At 57.7% G+C, this 16,538-nt stretch carries 18 protein-coding genes and 1 tRNA gene; 7 read left to right on the top strand and 12 right to left on the bottom strand.

Going from position 1 to position 16,538, the window contains the following annotated elements; all coding sequences use genetic code 11:
- Positions 1 to 21: 21 nt before the first annotated feature.
- Positions 22 to 462, top strand: coding sequence for a DUF4124 domain-containing protein (locus tag HP15_RS14985; RefSeq protein ID WP_008169290.1), 441 nt, complete (start codon positions 22 to 24; stop codon positions 460 to 462).
- A 12-nt stretch (positions 463 to 474) separates the two neighbouring features.
- On the opposite strand, the gene rhtB is transcribed toward HP15_RS14985, so the two are convergent.
- Positions 475 to 1,095, bottom strand: coding sequence for a homoserine/homoserine lactone efflux protein (gene rhtB, locus HP15_RS14980; RefSeq protein WP_008169293.1), 621 nt, complete (start codon positions 1,093 to 1,095; stop codon positions 475 to 477).
- A 3-nt stretch (positions 1,096 to 1,098) separates the two neighbouring features.
- Positions 1,099 to 2,061 carry a calcium/sodium antiporter gene (locus tag HP15_RS14975; RefSeq protein WP_041645581.1) on the bottom strand — a complete coding sequence of 321 codons (963 nt, stop codon included), beginning with the start codon at positions 2,059 to 2,061 and terminating at the stop codon, positions 1,099 to 1,101.
- Positions 2,062 to 2,250: 189 nt separating this feature from the next.
- On the opposite strand from HP15_RS14975, the gene HP15_RS14970 reads away from it, so the two are divergent.
- Positions 2,251 to 2,691 carry a universal stress protein gene (locus tag HP15_RS14970; RefSeq protein ID WP_041645579.1) on the top strand — a complete coding sequence of 147 codons (441 nt, stop codon included), beginning with the start codon at positions 2,251 to 2,253 and terminating at the stop codon, positions 2,689 to 2,691.
- Between the two features lie 102 nt (positions 2,692 to 2,793).
- Here the strand turns inward: HP15_RS14970 and HP15_RS22770 are convergent, their stop codons facing one another.
- From HP15_RS22770 to HP15_RS14945, 6 genes are all read right to left on the bottom strand, one after another.
- Positions 2,794 to 3,222: a TOBE domain-containing protein gene (locus tag HP15_RS22770; RefSeq protein ID WP_014578253.1), complete on the bottom strand. Its 429-nt coding sequence runs from the start codon at positions 3,220 to 3,222 to the stop codon at positions 2,794 to 2,796.
- Positions 3,223 to 3,447: 225 nt separating this feature from the next.
- Positions 3,448 to 3,813 (bottom strand): EF-hand domain-containing protein, encoded by a 366-nt coding sequence (locus HP15_RS21985; RefSeq protein WP_081449845.1) that lies wholly within the window; start codon positions 3,811 to 3,813, stop codon positions 3,448 to 3,450.
- Positions 3,814 to 4,031: 218 nt separating this feature from the next.
- Positions 4,032 to 4,107: transfer RNA gene (locus tag HP15_RS14960), tRNA-Phe, on the bottom strand.
- Positions 4,108 to 4,228: 121 nt separating this feature from the next.
- Positions 4,229 to 4,501, bottom strand: coding sequence for an oxidative damage protection protein (locus tag HP15_RS14955; protein WP_008169302.1), 273 nt, complete (start codon positions 4,499 to 4,501; stop codon positions 4,229 to 4,231).
- Between the two features lie 75 nt (positions 4,502 to 4,576).
- Positions 4,577 to 5,644, bottom strand: coding sequence for an A/G-specific adenine glycosylase (gene mutY / locus HP15_RS14950; protein WP_014578252.1), 1,068 nt, complete (start codon positions 5,642 to 5,644; stop codon positions 4,577 to 4,579).
- Positions 5,644 to 7,809, bottom strand: a complete 2,166-nt coding sequence (locus HP15_RS14945) for an AsmA family protein (RefSeq protein WP_014578251.1) — start codon at positions 7,807 to 7,809, stop codon at positions 5,644 to 5,646. The genes mutY and HP15_RS14945 overlap by 1 nt, the downstream gene beginning before the upstream one ends.
- A 193-nt stretch (positions 7,810 to 8,002) precedes the next feature.
- Here HP15_RS14945 and HP15_RS14940 point away from each other — a divergent pair, with 193 nt between their 5' ends.
- The 5 genes from HP15_RS14940 (at position 8,003) to hisF (ending at position 11,423) form a co-directional block, all read left to right on the top strand.
- Complete coding sequence (locus tag HP15_RS14940) at positions 8,003 to 8,464, top strand: SRPBCC family protein (protein ID WP_008169307.1); 462 nt, start codon at positions 8,003 to 8,005, stop codon at positions 8,462 to 8,464.
- A gap of 138 nt (positions 8,465 to 8,602) precedes the next feature.
- Positions 8,603 to 9,196 (top strand): imidazoleglycerol-phosphate dehydratase HisB, encoded by a 594-nt coding sequence (gene hisB, locus HP15_RS14935; RefSeq protein WP_014578250.1) that lies wholly within the window; start codon positions 8,603 to 8,605, stop codon positions 9,194 to 9,196.
- Positions 9,197 to 9,267: 71 nt separating this feature from the next.
- Positions 9,268 to 9,909, top strand: coding sequence for an imidazole glycerol phosphate synthase subunit HisH (gene hisH, locus HP15_RS14930; RefSeq protein WP_041646349.1), 642 nt, complete (start codon positions 9,268 to 9,270; stop codon positions 9,907 to 9,909).
- Positions 9,903 to 10,640 carry a 1-(5-phosphoribosyl)-5-[(5-phosphoribosylamino)methylideneamino]imidazole-4-carboxamide isomerase gene (gene hisA, locus HP15_RS14925; protein WP_014578248.1) on the top strand — a complete coding sequence of 246 codons (738 nt, stop codon included), beginning with the start codon at positions 9,903 to 9,905 and terminating at the stop codon, positions 10,638 to 10,640. Before hisH ends, hisA begins: the two co-directional genes overlap by 7 nt.
- A 9-nt stretch (positions 10,641 to 10,649) precedes the next feature.
- A complete protein-coding gene (gene hisF, locus HP15_RS14920) occupies positions 10,650 to 11,423 on the top strand; it encodes an imidazole glycerol phosphate synthase subunit HisF (protein ID WP_014578247.1) in 774 nt (257 codons plus the stop codon).
- Here hisF and HP15_RS14915 read toward each other — a convergent pair.
- The 4 genes from HP15_RS14915 to gpmM all read right to left on the bottom strand — a co-directional run bounded on the left by HP15_RS14915 (position 11,420) and on the right by gpmM (position 16,437).
- Positions 11,420 to 12,235, bottom strand: coding sequence for a divergent polysaccharide deacetylase family protein (locus HP15_RS14915; protein WP_014578246.1), 816 nt, complete (start codon positions 12,233 to 12,235; stop codon positions 11,420 to 11,422). The genes hisF and HP15_RS14915 overlap by 4 nt on opposite strands.
- Positions 12,232 to 13,638, bottom strand: coding sequence for a S41 family peptidase (locus tag HP15_RS14910; protein ID WP_014578245.1), 1,407 nt, complete (start codon positions 13,636 to 13,638; stop codon positions 12,232 to 12,234). The genes HP15_RS14915 and HP15_RS14910 overlap by 4 nt, the downstream gene beginning before the upstream one ends.
- A gap of 97 nt (positions 13,639 to 13,735) precedes the next feature.
- Positions 13,736 to 14,869, bottom strand: a complete 1,134-nt coding sequence (locus HP15_RS14905) for a murein hydrolase activator EnvC family protein (RefSeq protein ID WP_014578244.1) — start codon at positions 14,867 to 14,869, stop codon at positions 13,736 to 13,738.
- Between the two features lie 20 nt (positions 14,870 to 14,889).
- Positions 14,890 to 16,437: a 2,3-bisphosphoglycerate-independent phosphoglycerate mutase gene (gene gpmM / locus HP15_RS14900; protein WP_041645575.1), complete on the bottom strand. Its 1,548-nt coding sequence runs from the start codon at positions 16,435 to 16,437 to the stop codon at positions 14,890 to 14,892.
- Between the last annotated feature and the right edge of the window lie 101 nt (positions 16,438 to 16,538).

The following is a 16,538-nucleotide window of genomic DNA, read 5'->3' as shown; positions in this document are numbered from 1 at the left end:
AACCACAGGGAGTGGAACCGTATGCCAAGGATGATGGCTGGTCTTGTTTTGTCTTTATTTCTCACTTCAGCAGTCAGTGCCGAGGTATACACCTGGATAGACAGCCGGGGCGTAGCGCATTTTTCCGATTACCCGCCGGGAGAAATTCCCCATAAGCAGCTTGACGTGCAGGCGCCTGTCACGGTGCCGATGTCCGAGAATCTCGGGCAAGGCAAACGCGTGTCAGGAATCCGCAAAGAGGTTGAAGGCCTGCTTGCCTCCGGTCGCCCGACGGGCTCCGGAGCAACGGCAAAAGAAAAGGCCGATGCCGAGCTGGAGAAGACCTGCGCAACCTATAGAAGCAAACTGGAGCGGATCCAGTCTAAACTGCGGGCGGGCTATAGCAACGACCGGGGGAACAGTCTCCGGCAGCAGCGCAGGACGCTCAGCCAAAAGCTGAGCCGCGAGTGCATCCTGCGCTGATTCAGGCTGATATCAGGCGCGCTTGAAGCTGGCCAGGGCGACAGCGGCGGTCACAAACAGGCCGCCAAATACGCGGTTCATCTGCCGCTGGCGCCGGGCTGTGGTCATAAACCGGAACAGCTGGCTTGCCAGCAGGGCGTAGCCGAGCATTACCAAGCAATCCACCAGAATTAGTGTGATGCCCATGGTGAGCAACTGCGGGCCATGGGGTGCGCCTGCTACCAGAAACTGTGGAAACAGGGCCACCAGAAAGACCGTGGCCTTGGGGTTGGTGAGGTTCACGAACACGGCATTCCAGAACCGCTTGTACCCGCTAACGGGCTGACGGTCATCGTCCATGGATTCCATCACAGGCTCTCGCCATTTAGAAATGCCCAGCCAGATCAGGTAGGCAACACCCAGCCATTTGATAACCGACAGGGCGATGTTGGAGGACGCGATGATGGCGCCGAGGCCGGCACCCACCAGCAGAATCTGGATGCCAAAACCAAGCTGCAGCCCCATGATTGCCGGCAGCGATCGGCGAACGCCGTAACGCATACCATTACTCATGGTATTGATCGCCCCTGCACCCGGGGACACACTGATCAGAACGGCTGCAACAAGGAAGGTCAGCCAGGCTGCAAGTGACATGATTTACGCTCCCGAAAAAGCCAAGAGATACACGGTATAAGCCACGAAGGCAAGTAGCAGGGCGCTCCCTTCAAACCGGTTGATACGTCCGGGCCCGCGGAAGCCATAGCACATGGCAAACAGAACCAGGGTGAGGGCAGCCATTACCGGGAAGTCACGGGTGAGCACTTCTGGCGCCACCGGCATGGGGGCAATCAGTCCTGCAATCCCCACGACGGCAAGGGTGTTAAACAGGTTGGAACCCAGAATGTTGCCCAGGGCCAGATCATGCTCTCCTTTGCGGGCGGCAATGATGGATGAGGCAAGTTCCGGAAGTGATGTGCCAACGGCCACGATGGTCAGGCCGATAACCAGATCGCTGATGCCAAAGGTAGTTGCCAGATCAACCGCACCCCACACCAGTATGCGGGAGCTGACAATCAGCAGCAGCAGTCCGACCACCAGCCATAAAATGGCTTTGCGCACTGGCATTGCGTGCACTTCTTCGGTCATCTCTGTAGCGAGAGCATCGTCTGGCTGCCGACGGCCCTGGTAGATGCTCCAGCCAATCAGGGCAACAAACGCCAGCATCAGCCCGATGGCATCCATCCGGCTCAGATCCCCGTCCCACAGTTGCCAGCCGGCAAAGGCGGTGACCAGAATGAGAATGGGTAGCTCCTTTCGCATGACCTGGGAGTGAACGGCGATCGGCGCCAGCAGGGCTGTGATGCCCAGAATCAACGCAATGTTGGTGATATTCGAGCCATAGGCGTTGCCCAGAGCCAGACCGGGATTACCCTGCGAGGCCGCCAGTGCAGACACGGCCATCTCTGGCGCAGACGTGCCAAAACCCACCACAACCATACCAATAAGCAGCGGGGGCATTCCGAAATGGCTGGCGGTGGTAGCCGAGCCTTCCACAAATTTGTCCGCACTCCACACCAACAGAATCAGACCCGCGATGATCGCCCCAATGGCCATCAGCATTTCAATCACTCCTTGTCGTCAATTGCCGTCTCGGCAGCGCAAGGATTAATGGTGTCACAGGTTCCGGCAATAGGTACAAATGCGCTTCGACCATAAAACCGATCCCGCTGTAATTGATTTCAATCAACCCTCGTATGGCCGCAGCAATGTTAGGTTGGTTAAACATTGATCAGGAAAGGAGTTGATGACATGGCAAATGGAAATCAAAGCATCGTAGTCGCGTGTGACGGTTCGGAGCATTCATCGCACGCCGCCAAAATGGCAGCGGAGTTTGCCAAAGCGACGAACCAGCCACTCAAACTGCTTGCCGTCTTCCCTGGCACCAAGCTCGAGAGACTGATCGTAAGTGGCATACCGCAGAGTGACATTGACGAACAAGCCAGCGAATACGGACGCAAGGCATTTGATGCCGCGAAGCAGGCGGTAAGCGGGATTGTTGAGCCGGCGGAAGAAGTCCTGCTAAAGGGTGATCCGGCCAAGGAGATCGTTGAATACCTTGATGAACATCCCGGCTCCCATATGTTTCTGGGGCGGCGCGGCGACTCTACGTTGAGAAGCCTCACTCTTGGCAGTGTGAGCGAGAAGGTCGTCAGGCATGCTCACCGGCCGGTGACTGTCGTAAGCGAGTGACATTATTTCTGAAGTCAAAAAAACCGCGATCATGGTCGCGGTTTTTTGTGCGTTGTCCGGGCAGCAACGCTGATTGCTGCCGACGACTGATATGGTCAATGATCAGGCGGGTACGGCCAGAATAATGTTTGATGCCTTGATAACAGCCGAGGCATCCACGCCGGATTCTAGTCCCAATTCCTCGACGGCATCGCGTGTCACGATGGCGCATAGTCGGCTACCACCGGCCAGTTCAAGAACAACTTCGGCATTGACCGCACCATCACTGACGCTGACCACCTTACCTTTGAGACAGTTGCGTGCTGACAGGCGAATATCGTCGCATTCGGTCATCAACATGACCCAGGGTGCCTTGATCAGCGCAGTAACCTGACTGCCTGATTCCAGTCCAAGGTGTTTCGCGCTCTCGCTGGTTACAACGGCAACCAACTGCTCGCCTCCGGCCAGCTCTACGATGGCCTCGGAGTTTACCGGACCTTCTTTGATGCTAACCACTTTGCCGTTTAACGCATTGCGTGCACTGACTTTCATAGGTCGCCTCCTGGGATTGGGTTCAATTTCCGCATCATAACATGGGGGAATGACCAAAAATGGCCGTCAATGTTCCTGCCACTGGCTGTAGCAGCCTCTGGTCTCATTTCAGGAATGCCAGAAACGACAAAACCCGCACAAGGCGGGCTAAGTCGTTGAATCTGGGTGCCCGGAGGCGGCACCACTTTCTTTTCTCATCAAATTGCGCCCAGGCGAACCCAGAATTTATTTCTTCACGGTCATGTTATTGCAGTGGGCGCGGAGCTCCAGACTGCTTATCCTCCCATCACCATCTGCGTCGGCAAGTTGAAGAAATCTCGATCCGAATTGCACGGTGTCAGTGTTAGAGCTTTCGTCAAATGAGTCTGGAACATTACCGCAGGCGAGGTCTTCGGTGATTCCGCATGGGCGCAGGTATACGTGTTCAGAACGGTCGATGTAACCGTTACCATTGCGGTTAATGCATTCAAACAGCCCTTTGGAGCTCACAGATGCGCTGGAAGTTTTAAGCGTTGGTTCGATGTTGTTATTGACGCATCCAGCTACCAAAAGAGAAACCGCTAAAGATAGGGTCAGGTGGAGATTTCTCATGGTAATGCCCTCTGAAACGTTGCATTACTGGTGTTGGGAGCCAAAAACAAAGGATAGGCCAATGTCGCTAGGGGCGCCAGACATACCTGTGCTGTAAATGCGGGGCTGAGAGACCAGTGGTTGGCAGGGAGAAATATGAAGTGTTTGTGGTGGATGTCCCGTAGGGTGGCCTGGAAACAACAAAACCCGCACAAGGCGGGTTCTGTCTGAATTCTTAATGGTGCCCGGAGGCGGAATCGAACCACCGACACGGGGATTTTCAATCCCCTGCTCTACCAACTGAGCTATCCGGGCATGTTGCGCTACTGCTGTGCAACGGGGCGCTATTAAACCGGTTTCGATGTTTTGAGTCAAGGCTAGGCCTGAAAAATTTCTGAATCTTTTCAGGCGTGCTCAGGCTTTGATCAATCCGGGGTTATTGTTCCGGTGGAACGTAGCCCTCGGCCTTGTCGAACGGTTCGTTGTTGAAGAAATGTTCCATCTGCGCCTGCAGGTACTTGCGGGTGTTCGGGTCCATCAGGCTCAGGTGTTTTTCGTTGATCAGCATGGTCTGCTGGGCCTGCCATTCTTCCCAGGCCTGTTTCGAAATGTTCTCGAAGATATCCTGGCCCTTGGCGCCGGGCATGGGCGGGAAGTCCAGGCCTTCCAGTTCTTTCTGGTATTTGCGGCAGAAAACAGTACGGCTCATGGTGGCTCCTGTTGGCAAATGTTGCTGGCGGTGATGATAACAGATCGTTGCGGCTGAGGGGGCCAGCGAACTGGTTCAAAGCAGAGCTGCTTGCTCCGGTTCGGTAAGCAGCGACCGGATTGGAGCAGGCAGGCCGAGGTTCAGGGCTTCATGGCGGTGTAGCCATTTCAGATGATCTTTGTCTGCAACGGTGTTGGCGCCGCCGGTGACGTTCAGCCGGGCGGGCTGTATGTGCAGGTGGTAATGGGAAAAGGTATGTCGAAAGCCGCTGATAAGCTCTGGTTCTGCGCAATCCAGCCCCAGGCTCTGTTCGCAGGCTTCCTGAAGCTCATCGGCTCCGTAGGCCGGGTCCAGTTCCGGCAGGCTCCAGAGGCCGCCCCAGATGCCACTGGGCGGGCGACGCTCAAGCAGAATTCGCCCCTCGCCGTCCTCAAGAATCACCATCCAGGTGGATTTCTCCGGCTTGGCCTTTTTCGGTTTGGAGCCGGGGTAGAGTGAGGTTTCACCCTGGGCGTAGGCTCTGCAGCCCTCTTGCAGCGGGCAGCTCTCGCAGGCCGGGCGGCTGCGGGTACACACCATGGCGCCGAGATCCATAATGCCCTGGGTGTAGCCGCGCACCCGCTGTTTCGGAGTGTGCTCTTCGGCCCGTTGCCACAGCTGGTTAAGCACGGCTGTCTGGCCGGGCCAGCCGGGTATGGCATGGTAGCGTGCCAGCACCCGTTTAACGTTTCCATCCAGTATGGCGGCGCGAATGCCGAAAGCCTGGGCCAATATGGCGGCGGCTGTGGAGCGGCCAATGCCGGTCAGGGATTCAAGCTTCTCCTGGGTTTGCGGGAACTCACCATCGAACTCGCGTACCACCGTCTGCGCGGCTTTCTGCAGGTTGCGGGCCCTGGCGTAGTAACCGAGGCCAGACCAGTGACTGAGCACATCATCCACCGGGGCTTCGGCCAGGGCATGAACGTCCGGGAAGCGTTTCATGAACGCTTCGAAGTAGGGGATAACCGTGGTTACCTGTGTCTGCTGCAGCATGATTTCGGAAACCCACACACGGTAGGCGTTCCGGTTGTGATGCCACGGCAGGTCATGCCGGCCGTGGCAGTCGTACCATTGGAGCAGTTTGTTGGCGAAGCTGTCCGGCATCAGTTGAACAGTCCTTTGAGTTTGTCGCCGATCTGTTCCTGCACCTTTTCTTTAACCTTCTCTTCCGCCTTGGCTTTTGCCTTGTCCACTTCCTCCCGGGCTTTCGCCTTGGCGGCATTTTCGGCGATGGTCTTCAGGGTGTCCCGGAAGCGGGAGCCGTCAAAGGAGCAAAGTCCTGCCGGGTCCTCGGCGAAGTTGCCACGGCACTCCACGGGAATAACCGCGTTTTCTACATATTCGGTAACGCGGCAGGCGTTGTCCCGGTGGATCTCACCAACGACTCTTAGCCCAACCTCATAATCCAGTTCGCTCTGGGCAAGATCCACCGTGCCATTGCCCTCGAGGCGCATGCCGGCCAGCGCCGCCACGAGATCGGTGTTGTTGAGGGTGTTGCCGTTGATTTCCAGGGTGCCGCGCATGTCGTTGAACGGTGTGGTAGTGCCCCAGTCGGTGGTCGTCAGCTCATCCTGGTTGACCAGAGCGATGCCCTGGCAGGCCATGCGTGTGAGGTTCATTCGGCGGAACTCGCCCTCTGCGAGGTTGAAGCTGATCTGTCCGTCAGCATTGCTGCGCAGTGCCGAGATCCGGTTGCCAGAGGTGTTGGCGTTCACTTTGAGATTTGCCCCGCCGGCGAGCATATCCACTTCTGCCAGATCGGTGAGCAAAGGCAGGGTCTGTACATTGGTTACGTCTGAGCCAACGGTCCATTTCGGATTGTCGCTGCGGGCGTCGATGGTCACGTTGGCACCAAAGCTGCCCTCGTACAGTTTGCCGCTGAACTCATCAACCTTGAGCATGCCGTTTTTCGCGGTGGTGCTGGCTTTGATTTCGTTGATAGTCAGGTTGCTGACGATCAGCTGGCCGAGTCCCAGATCAATATCCAGCAGCAGGCTGCGAATGGTTTCCAGGGGCAGAAGGTCGCCTTCGGGTCCGGCTGCAGCGGTTTCCTGGGATGCGGGTGCTTCCTCCGCCTCTCCTTCCGCTTTTGGTGGCAGGTATCGGTCGGCATTCAACTGGTCGCCCTGGAGCTGGAAGACAACGCCTGTGTCGGCAAGGTTGTAACTGCCGGAACCAGTGAAGGTGGTGTCATCCAGTTTGATGGTCAGGTCGGTGAGCTCCACCTTGCCGGCCGGACCGCCAATACCGGTGGAGAAGGCGATGGCTTCAAGTACGTCCGGATCGCTGGTTTCCACCGGGGGCTGGCCGAGGTTGTTCAGAAGATCCTTCAGCGAGAACTCGGCGATGGAGATCTCGCCGCTCAGGGTTGGCTTGTCGCCGAATCCGGTAACGTCAAGATCGGTCGACAGGTTCAGGTTGGCCAGGCTGGCGGTAAAGCCGCTCAGGTTAGCGGTCTCGTTTTCCAGGTTCGCCCTGGCAGAGCCCGCCAGTTCAGCCGTGACCTCTTTGCCACCGAACGGCTCTCCGGTCATGTCGAACACGGCATTCAGACCGGATACGGCGAACTCGTTGAGAGCCTCGTTGGCGGCGAGGCGGGCGCTGATATTGCCATCCACTTCAAACGTGGGCTGGGTGGTGGCTACCCGGAACCCGATTTCCAGCGGGAACTCGGAGCCCAGAGTAATGTTGCTGGCGTTGACGGTGAAATTCTCCAGCGTGACCGACTGGCCGGTGCTCTTGTCGGTGTAGTGCACCTGGGCATTGCTGATCTGAACGTTTTCAACGTTGAAGTTCAGAGGCTCGCCGCCGCCGCCCTCGCTCTCTTGTGCCTGTTCATCCTGGGTTCCGGCCGTTTCCTCGGTTGCCGCTCCCGCAGCCTTCTCGGGCATGATGCGGGTCCAGTTGCCGTTGCCCTGTTCGTCCACTTCGAGTCGGGCGTCCAGCCCGTCCAGTACGAAGGTATTCACCCTCGGGGACATGGCAATCAGTGACCAGAAATCAATCTGGGCCACCAGTTGCTCAAGGGCAACAAAGCGGTCACCTTCCAGGGTGGCCTCTACGGAATTCAGCTCAAGGCCAAGTGGGATAAAAGACCAGCCGATGTCGCCTTCAAGGACCAGATCCAGGTTCGTGGCATCCTCAACGGCCTGTTCAATCTGCGGTTTGTAATCGTTGGGGTTGATCACGGCCATGGCGATGGCAACGGCAGCCACGGCAAGAACGATCAGTGCAACGATGGCAATCAGCACATAACGGACGGCTTTCATGATTCAGGCTTCCTTCCTATTTTTAGGAGCTTGCAGTATTCGCTGTGAATACCGACGCTAATGATCCAAAGGATAACGCAGGGTTAACAAATTAACAGCGCGGGAGTATGACAATGCGGTAGTGTTGGGCCAAAATACACGACCCTGATTTTCCGACTACATTGATACCTATAAACACAAGAAGGAGTTGGCCGTGGCTATTACCGTTTCGATTGAGCTGAACCGCGAACTTGAGATTCCGGGCAGCTATGATGAAGTGTTCGATCTGCTGGCGGATGTGCCACGTTCAGCCAGTCACTTCCCGAAAGTCCACAAACTGACCGACCTCGGCGATAACGCCTACCGTTGGGAAATGGAAAAAGTGGGCGTCGACAAACACGCCATCCAGTCGGTGTACGCCTGCAAATACCATTCGGACAAAGACGCCGGCAAGATTACCTGGGAGCCGGTGAAGGGTGAGGGCAATGGCGTCGTGAGTGGTTCCTGGACCATCAAGTCCAAGGGCGACAATGCCACCGCCGTGAAGTTCCAGACCAGCGCAGAGTTGACTGTGCCCCTGCCCAGCCTGCTCAAGCTGGCCATCAGCCCGGTTATCAAGCACGAGTTCAACAGCCTCGTAGACACTTACATGAACAATCTGAAGAAGGCGTTCTGACGCAGCCCTCTCTGCCATCTACCTGCACTTCGCTATCGTAGCGATTAAACCGGTTGTGGGACTCCAGCCGACATAAAAGGTATAATCGCCGGATCGAATTTTTCCGGCTTTATGCCGCTCAATTGTCACGGAGTCCCCATGGCCGAACGCAAGGCTCGGGTAGAGAGAAATACCCTTGAAACCCAGATCACCGTTGAGATTGATCTCGACGGAACCGGTAAATCCAGTTTCGATACCGGCGTGCCGTTTCTGGAGCACATGATGGACCAGATCGCCCGCCACGGTCTGGTGGATCTGAATATCGTTTCCAGGGGCGACCTGCACATTGATGACCACCACACCGTGGAAGACATCGGCATCACCCTTGGCCAGGCCTTCAAGCAGGCGGTTGGCGACAAAAAGGGCATTCGCCGCTACGGCCACGCTTATGTCCCGCTGGATGAGGCGCTCTCCCGAGTCGTTATCGATCTGTCCGGTCGCCCGGGCCTGATGATGGATGTGCCATACACTCGCGGTGCCGTGGGTGGCTTTGACGTCGACCTGTTCGAGGAGTTTTTCCACGGCTTCGTGAACCATTCCATGGTGACCCTGCACATCGACAATCTGAAGGGTAAAAACACCCACCATCAGATTGAAACCGTGTTCAAGGCCTTCGGCCGTGCCCTGCGTATGGCGATTGAAATGGACGAGCGGATGGCCGGTATTACACCGTCTACCAAGGGTTCGCTGTAAACGCCTCGTCGCCAGAAGGCTCGCTTTAACCGGTCATGTTTGACCGGTCAATCAAGGACACCGCAACAACCATGAAAACCGTTGCCATTATCGACTACGGCATGGGCAATCTTCACTCTGCCAAAAAAGCAGTGGAGCACGTTGCCCCGGACACCACCGTGCTGGTCACCGACAACGCCGAAAAAATCCGTGAAGCCGATCGTGTCATCCTCCCTGGCGTTGGTGCCATTCGCGACTGTATGGCCGAAATGCATCGTCTCGGGGTAGTGGATCTGGTTCGTGAGGTCTCTCAGGATCGCCCGTTTCTTGGCATCTGCGTGGGCATGCAGGCCCTGATGTCCCGCAGTGAAGAGAACGGCGGTGTTGACTGCATCGGCCTGTTCCCTTCGCAAGTACGCTATTTCGGTGACCACCTCACGGAAAACGGCGAGCGCCTGAAAGTGCCCCACATGGGCTGGAATCAGGTGCAGCAGACCATTGATCACCCCCTTTGGCATAACATTCCCGAGGGTGACCGTTTCTACTTCGTGCACAGCTTCTACGCAGAAGCCGAGGGCAACGCTGATATGGCTGGCCGCACCCGCTATGGGGTGGACCTTGCGGCAGCAGTCGCGCGAGACAATATTTTTGCAGTGCAATTCCACCCGGAGAAAAGTGCACGGGCGGGCCTGCAGTTGCTTGAGAATTTTACAAACTGGACTGGAACATGCTGATAATTCCCGCGATCGATCTCAAAGACGGCAAGTGCGTACGCCTTCGTCAGGGCCGGATGGACGACTCCACGGTGTTTGGTGACGACCCTGTCGATATGGCCACCCGCTGGGTGGAAGCCGGAGCGCGGCGCCTGCACCTGGTTGATCTGAATGGCGCCTTTGCCGGTGAGCCGGTCAACGGCGAGATTGTCCAGGCCATTGCCCGCAAATACCCGGATCTGCCCATCCAGATCGGCGGTGGTATCCGGTCGGCAGAAACCATCGAAGCCTACCTGAAGGCCGGTGTGCAGTGGGTCATCATTGGCACCAAGGCGGTGAAGGAGCCGGAATTTGTAACTGAGATGTGCAAAAAATTCCCGGGTCACATCATCGTCGGCCTGGACGCCAAAGACGGCCGCGTGGCCACCGATGGCTGGGCGGAAGTCTCGGAAGTGATGGCTACCGATCTTGCCAAGCGCTTTGCCAACGACGGCGTGGACGCGATTGTGTACACCGATATCAGCCGAGACGGCATGATGCAGGGCGTCAATGTGGAGGCGACTGCTGCACTGGCAGAAGAGGGTGGTATTCCGGTTATCGCCTCTGGTGGCGTGACCAATATGGATGATCTGAAACGCCTGGCTACCGTGGCGGACAAGGGCATCCTTGGTGCCATCACGGGTCGTGCGATCTATGAAGGCACCCTGGATGTCGCTGAAGCGCAGGCTTTCTGCGACGGTCTGAAGGGGTAAGGGCGGCTTATGGCTCTGGCGAAACGCATCATTCCCTGCCTCGATGTCGATAAAGGCCGCGTGGTGAAGGGCGTCAATTTCGTTGATATCCGTGATGCCGGCGACCCGGTGGAAGTGGCCCGTCGTTACAATGAGCAGGGAGCCGATGAAATCACCTTCCTCGACATCACGGCCAGCCATGAGAGCCGTGACACCACCTACGAGACCGTTGAACGAATGGCGGCGGAAGTCTTCATTCCGCTGACTGTCGGCGGTGGTGTGCGTACCGTGGATGACATACGCAAGCTCCTGAATGCTGGCGCAGACAAGGTGTCGATCAATACCGCAGCCGTGTTCAACCCGGAGTTTGTCCGGGAAGCGGCGGATCGCTTTGGCAGCCAGTGCATCGTGGTGGCCATTGATGCCAAGCGGGTGAGTGAAGAGGGCGAGGAGCCCCGGTGGGAAATCTTTACCCACGGTGGCCGCAAGCCCACCGGGCTGGATGCCGTGGAATGGGCCCGCAAGATGGTGGAAATGGGCGCTGGTGAGTTACTGCTGACCAGCATGGACCGGGACGGCACCAAGATCGGATTTGATCTCGGGCTGACCAAAGCCATCAGCGATGCTGTGATTGTGCCGGTGATTGCCTCAGGCGGTGTCGGAGAGCTGCAGCACTTGGCCGATGGCGTGACTCAGGGCGGTGCCGATGCGGTATTGGCGGCGTCAATCTTTCACTTCGGACAGCACACCATTCCTGAAGCGAAGGCCTTCATGAAGGCCCAGGGCATAGAAGTCCGCGATTAATCCTTCTTTGCAAAAGCAGGTCGAATGGCCTGCTTTTCTCCTTCCGCAAACATCTCCCGATTGCCGTTGCGCATGGCCCAAAGGCCGCTGACGGTGGCAATGGCGATGCCTTGCTCATCCAGTTTGGGCAGGTGCTTCTCCAGGTAGTCCACGGTGACTTTGTGAGGATGGCCAATGCCGATGGCGCTGCCGTTTTCTTTGGCGCGCTTGATCAGCAGTTTGAACTGGCGATCCACAAACTCTTCGGTCTGTTCGTGGTCGAGAAACACGTCCCGGGTCATGGTCGGAATGCGGTACGCCGCCGCGACATCACCGGCCACGGATGAGGCGATGGTGCGGCTGTCGATAAAGTACACCGGGTAGCGGAACAGCTCTTTCATGACCCAGTCCATGGGCTGCAGTTGCTGGGTCAGCAGGCTGCCCATGTGGTTGTTCACGCCCTGGACATGGGGAATCGACTGCAAGGCACGGCGAAGGGTGGTCGCCATGCTCTGTTCGTCCATCTCGGGGGTCAGGCCGCCTGGACCCAGGCCATAGTTTCGGGTGTTGGCCATGGGGGCGTGCAGCATGATTTCCTTGTGCTGCTTGTAGGCGAGCCGGGCCAGGCTGTCCGTGTGTGGACGGTAGGGCAGAAAAGCGAGTGTCAGCGGCTGATCCAGGTTTGCCAGTCGCTCACCTTCAACAAGGCTGTGGCCCATGTCATCAATAATGATGGCAATGGTGGGCGGCAGTGCTTTTCGGGCCGGGTCCGCGAACACCGTGCCGGCGGTAAAACAGAATGCTACGGCCAGCAGAGTACTGACTACCCTCACTGATCGCTTCCTTCTGCGTTGGCGCTCTTGTTCGGGTTCAGAATCCGGATTCCCTTGAGCAGGTTCAGTGCCGAGCGTAGCTGATAATCACGGTCGGCAAGAGAACCGGTTGCGTTCTGGGCATCATCGTTTCCATCCTGGTCCTGCCCCTCGTTCTGCCCTTCAAGGTGCCCGCTCAGATCCGCTTCGGTGAAGAACGGCTTGCTGTCGAGCTCCTTGAGTTCCGCCGGACGTACTTCAATATCGGGTTTGATGCCGGTGGCCTGGATGGAGCGGCCATCCGGTGTGTAATAGCGCGCGGTAGTCATCTTGATGGCGTGGGTCTCATCCAGCGGAATGACCGTCTGGACACTGCCCTTGCCAAAGGATTTGGTGCCCATCACCACAGCGCGTTCATGGTCCTGAAGCGCGCCGGCGAGGATTTCTGAAGCAGAGGCGGAGCCGCCGTTGATCAGCACGACAATAGGCGTGCCTTCCATGATGTCGCCCGATCGCGCGCTGAAGCGCAGGCGGGAACTCTGGATGCGGCCCTCGGTGTAGACGATCAGTCCGTCATCGAGCAGGGCATCTGCGGTCTCTACGGCCGCCTGCAGCACCCCGCCCGGGTTGTTGCGCAGGTCGATAACAAGGCCGTCAAGATCGCGTCCGAGTTCGTCTTCCAGTCCATTGAGGGCATCCTTGAACTGCGAGCCGGTATCCGCCTGGAACTGGGTAATGCGAACATAACCGTAACCATTTTCCAGCATTCGGGATTTCACGCTGGTGACCTTGATAACGTCCCGTTCCACTTCGATTTCGATGGGAGCGCTTTCCCCCTCACGCATAATGGTGAGCGTCAGGATCGAGCCGGGTTTGCCCCGCATGAGCTGGACAGCCTCTTCCAGGCTCATGCCTTTAACCGGTTTTTCATCCAGCTTGATGATCAGGTCCCCCGCCTGAACGCCTGCCTTCTGCGCTGGCGTGTCGTCGATGGGGGCAATCACTTTCACAAAGCCGTTTTCCATGCCCACTTCAATGCCCAGCCCGCCGAACTCGCCGGAGGTGCTCTCTTCGAGCTCTTCGTAGTCCTTTGGTGCCAGGTAGGTGGAGTGAGGATCGAGGTCTGACAGCATGCCTTTAATGGCGCTTTCGAGGAGTTTGCGATCGCTTACTTCCTCGACATACGCATCCTTGATGCGGCTGAATACCTCGGTGAACTTGCGGAGGTCTTCCAGTGGCAGCTGCTTCTCCGGATCCGGCAGGCTTATTTCCACACGTTCGCCGTTCTGGATGCCTTCCAGCAGCTGCTCGGTGGCGGCGTCTTTATCCTGGGCCCAGACCAGTCCGGAAGCGGTTGCGAAACAGGTAGCGAGAGCAATGCTGCGTAATGGCAAGGCGTGGAGTGTACTTCTGACCCGTTTCATTCACATATCCCGTTTTTATTCCGATAGTTGGACTGGTTTCCCTGACTCCGGACAGTATGGCGTTACCTGCGGCGTTTGTCAGCCCTCCCGGGGGCTCTCAGTTTGCCAGCCATCGGCCAGGGTTGTCGGGTTTACCATTGTGCCGGACTTCAAAGTAGAGCGCCGGGGAATCTGTGCCGCCGGTACGGCCCGCCTGGGCAATGGGTTCGCCGGCAGCCACCCAGTCGCCTGGGCTGGTAAACAGGCTGCTGCTGTGGCCGTACAGGGTCATGTAGCCGTCGCCGTGGTCGATGATGGTGATCAGGCCAAAGCCCCGAAGCCAGTTGGCAAACACCACCCGGCCATAGTGTATGGCACGGATCTCCGCTTCGTCCCCGGTGCCTATCAGCAGGCCGTTGCGACGGAGTTTGCCGTCGGCATAGCGCTCTCCGTAGCGACTCAGGACCTGTCCCTTTACGGGCCAGGGCAGTTTGTTACGTAATGAGGCGAAGGGCTGGGATTCATTGGGTGAGGGGATGTTGTTGATCGCCTGCTGCACTTCTGCCAGCAGGTTTTCAAGCCGTTTGCGGTCGGATTCCAGTTCTTCCCGCTCGCTGCGCCGGTTCTGGATGTCGGCATTGAGGGCGGCCAGTGTCTGTTGGCGCTCCTTCCTCGATGCTGTCAGTTCCTGCTGGCGTTTGGCGACGTTTTCCTCAGTTCTGGCCAGTTCAACCCGGGTTGATTGCACGGCAGCCTGTGTGCTTCTGAGTTCTTGCAGGCTTTGTCTGAACGCCTCCAGGCGGTCGACTGTGTCCTTGCTGAGGTATTCGTAGTAGGTCATGGTCCGGGCGATCTTGTCCGGATCAATTTCGTTAAGCAGTACCTTTACGGCTGGCGCATCGCCTTCCATCCAGGCGGCGCGGATCTGCTTTTTGAGACTCTCCCGCTGGCGGTCAAGGGTTTGGGTGAGCTCCTGCGCCTCGCTTTCCAGTTCACGGAGCCTCTGCTGCTGCTGTTCGGCCTGCTGGCGCAGGGAGCGGCGTTCACGGGTCAGGCGGCTGATATTCTTTTCGGTCGCGGCAAGTTGCCGCTCCAGGGAGGAGCGGTCCTCTTCGGCGTCCTCCAGCCAGTCGTCGATGTCCTCAATGCGTTCCTTGAGTTCCTCGATCTGAGCCGGGGTTACATCCTGCTGGGCTGTTGCCGGCGCTGCGCCCAGAAGGAGGGCGAGCGCCAGAATCGCGTGGAGTTGCAAGGGTTGGTTCCGTTCCCGGATCAGCCGATCTCAACCAGGCTGTGCCCGGTCATTTCCTTCGGTTGCTCCATTCCCATCAGGGCGAGCAAAGAGGGTGCAACGTCGCTCAGGCTGCCGTCGTTCTTCAACACAACTTTGCGGTGGCCGGTGTATACCAGCGGCACCGGGCCGATGGTGTGGGCAGTGTGAACCTGGCCTGAATTCGGATCGGTCATCTGTTCGCAGTTGCCGTGGTCAGCCGTGATCAGAGCTTCGCCGCCTACCTCATCCAGGGCCTCGACAACGCGTTTCACGCATTCGTCCAGGCATTCGGCCGCCTTGATTGCAGCGTCCAGCTTGCCCGTGTGACCAACCATGTCGCCGTTGGCGTAATTGCAAACAACCAGATCGTACTTGCCGCTCTTGATCGCTTCCACCAGCTTGTCGGTTACCTCTGGTGCGCTCATTTCGGGCTGCAGATCGTAGGTCGCCACCTTGGGCGAGGGCACAAGAATGCGCTCTTCACCGTCGAACGGTGTTTCCAGGCCGCCATTGAAAAAGAAGGTTACGTGGGCGTATTTCTCGGTTTCGGCGATGCGCAACTGGGTCTTGCCCTGCTTCGCCATATATTCACCAAGGCCATTGGTGAGCTGCTCGGGCGGGTACGCGCAGGAAGTTTTGATGTCCGCCGCGTACTCGGTCAGCATCACGAAGTCGGCCAGTTCCGGGTGCTTCTTGCGCTCGAATCCGTCGAAGTCCTTCTCCACAAAGGTGCGGGTCATTTCCCGGGCACGGTCGGCACGGAAATTCATGAACAGCACCGTGTCACCATCGTTGATCGTTCCCTCGGGCTCGCCCGGAGCGTGGATCCGGGTTGGCGTTACAAACTCGTCGTTTTCCCCGCGCTCATAAGCCTGTTCCAGCCCGGATATCGGATCGGCCGCAGTGAACTCCGCGGTGCCCTGGGTCATCAGATTATAGGCCGCTTCCACGCGGTCCCAGCGGTTGTCGCGATCCATGGCATAGTAGCGGCCCACAATCGAGGCAACGCGGCCGACGCCGAGGCTCTTCAGTTTGGCCGCGGCCTTCTCCAGGGATGGTTTTGCGCTGCGGGGCGGCATGTCGCGGCCATCGAGGAAGGCGTGGATGTAAACTTCCTTCGCGCCACGTGCGGCGGCAAGTTCGGCAGCGGCAATAATGTGGTCTTCGTGGCTGTGTACACCACCGGGCGACATCAGACCCATGAGATGAACGGCTCGGCCGCTCTGAACAGCCTTGTCGATCGCTGAGCAGAGTACTTCGTTCTGCTGGAAAGTGCCTTCTTCCAGATCTTTGTCGATACGAGTAAGGCTTTGATAGACCACGCGCCCTGCGCCCAGGTTCATGTGGCCAACTTCCGAGTTACCCATTTGCCCCTGCGGCAGCCCGACAAACATGCCCGATGTATTGATCAGGGTTTTGGGCTGGTTTTGCCAGAGTTTGTCCCAGAACGGGGTGCTGGCGTTGCTGATGGCATTGTCTTCAGCCGGGTCGCGATGGCCCCAGCCGTCCAGGATAATCAGTGCAGTCGGCTTGCGCATTGCAGTCATCATTAAGTCCGGAAGTAAAATGTTAGTAAATTTACTAAAACGAAAACGAAGTTTATCTATTTTCGCATTTACTGGCCACTTTCGTCACCTTCTGTCCGGGG

Source organism: Marinobacter adhaerens HP15 (assembly GCF_000166295.1).
GTDB classification, from domain to species: Bacteria; Pseudomonadota; Gammaproteobacteria; order Pseudomonadales; family Oleiphilaceae; genus Marinobacter; species Marinobacter adhaerens.
The sequence above is the reverse complement of the archived record's forward strand: the minus strand, read 5'-3'. Positions and strand labels throughout refer to the sequence as shown.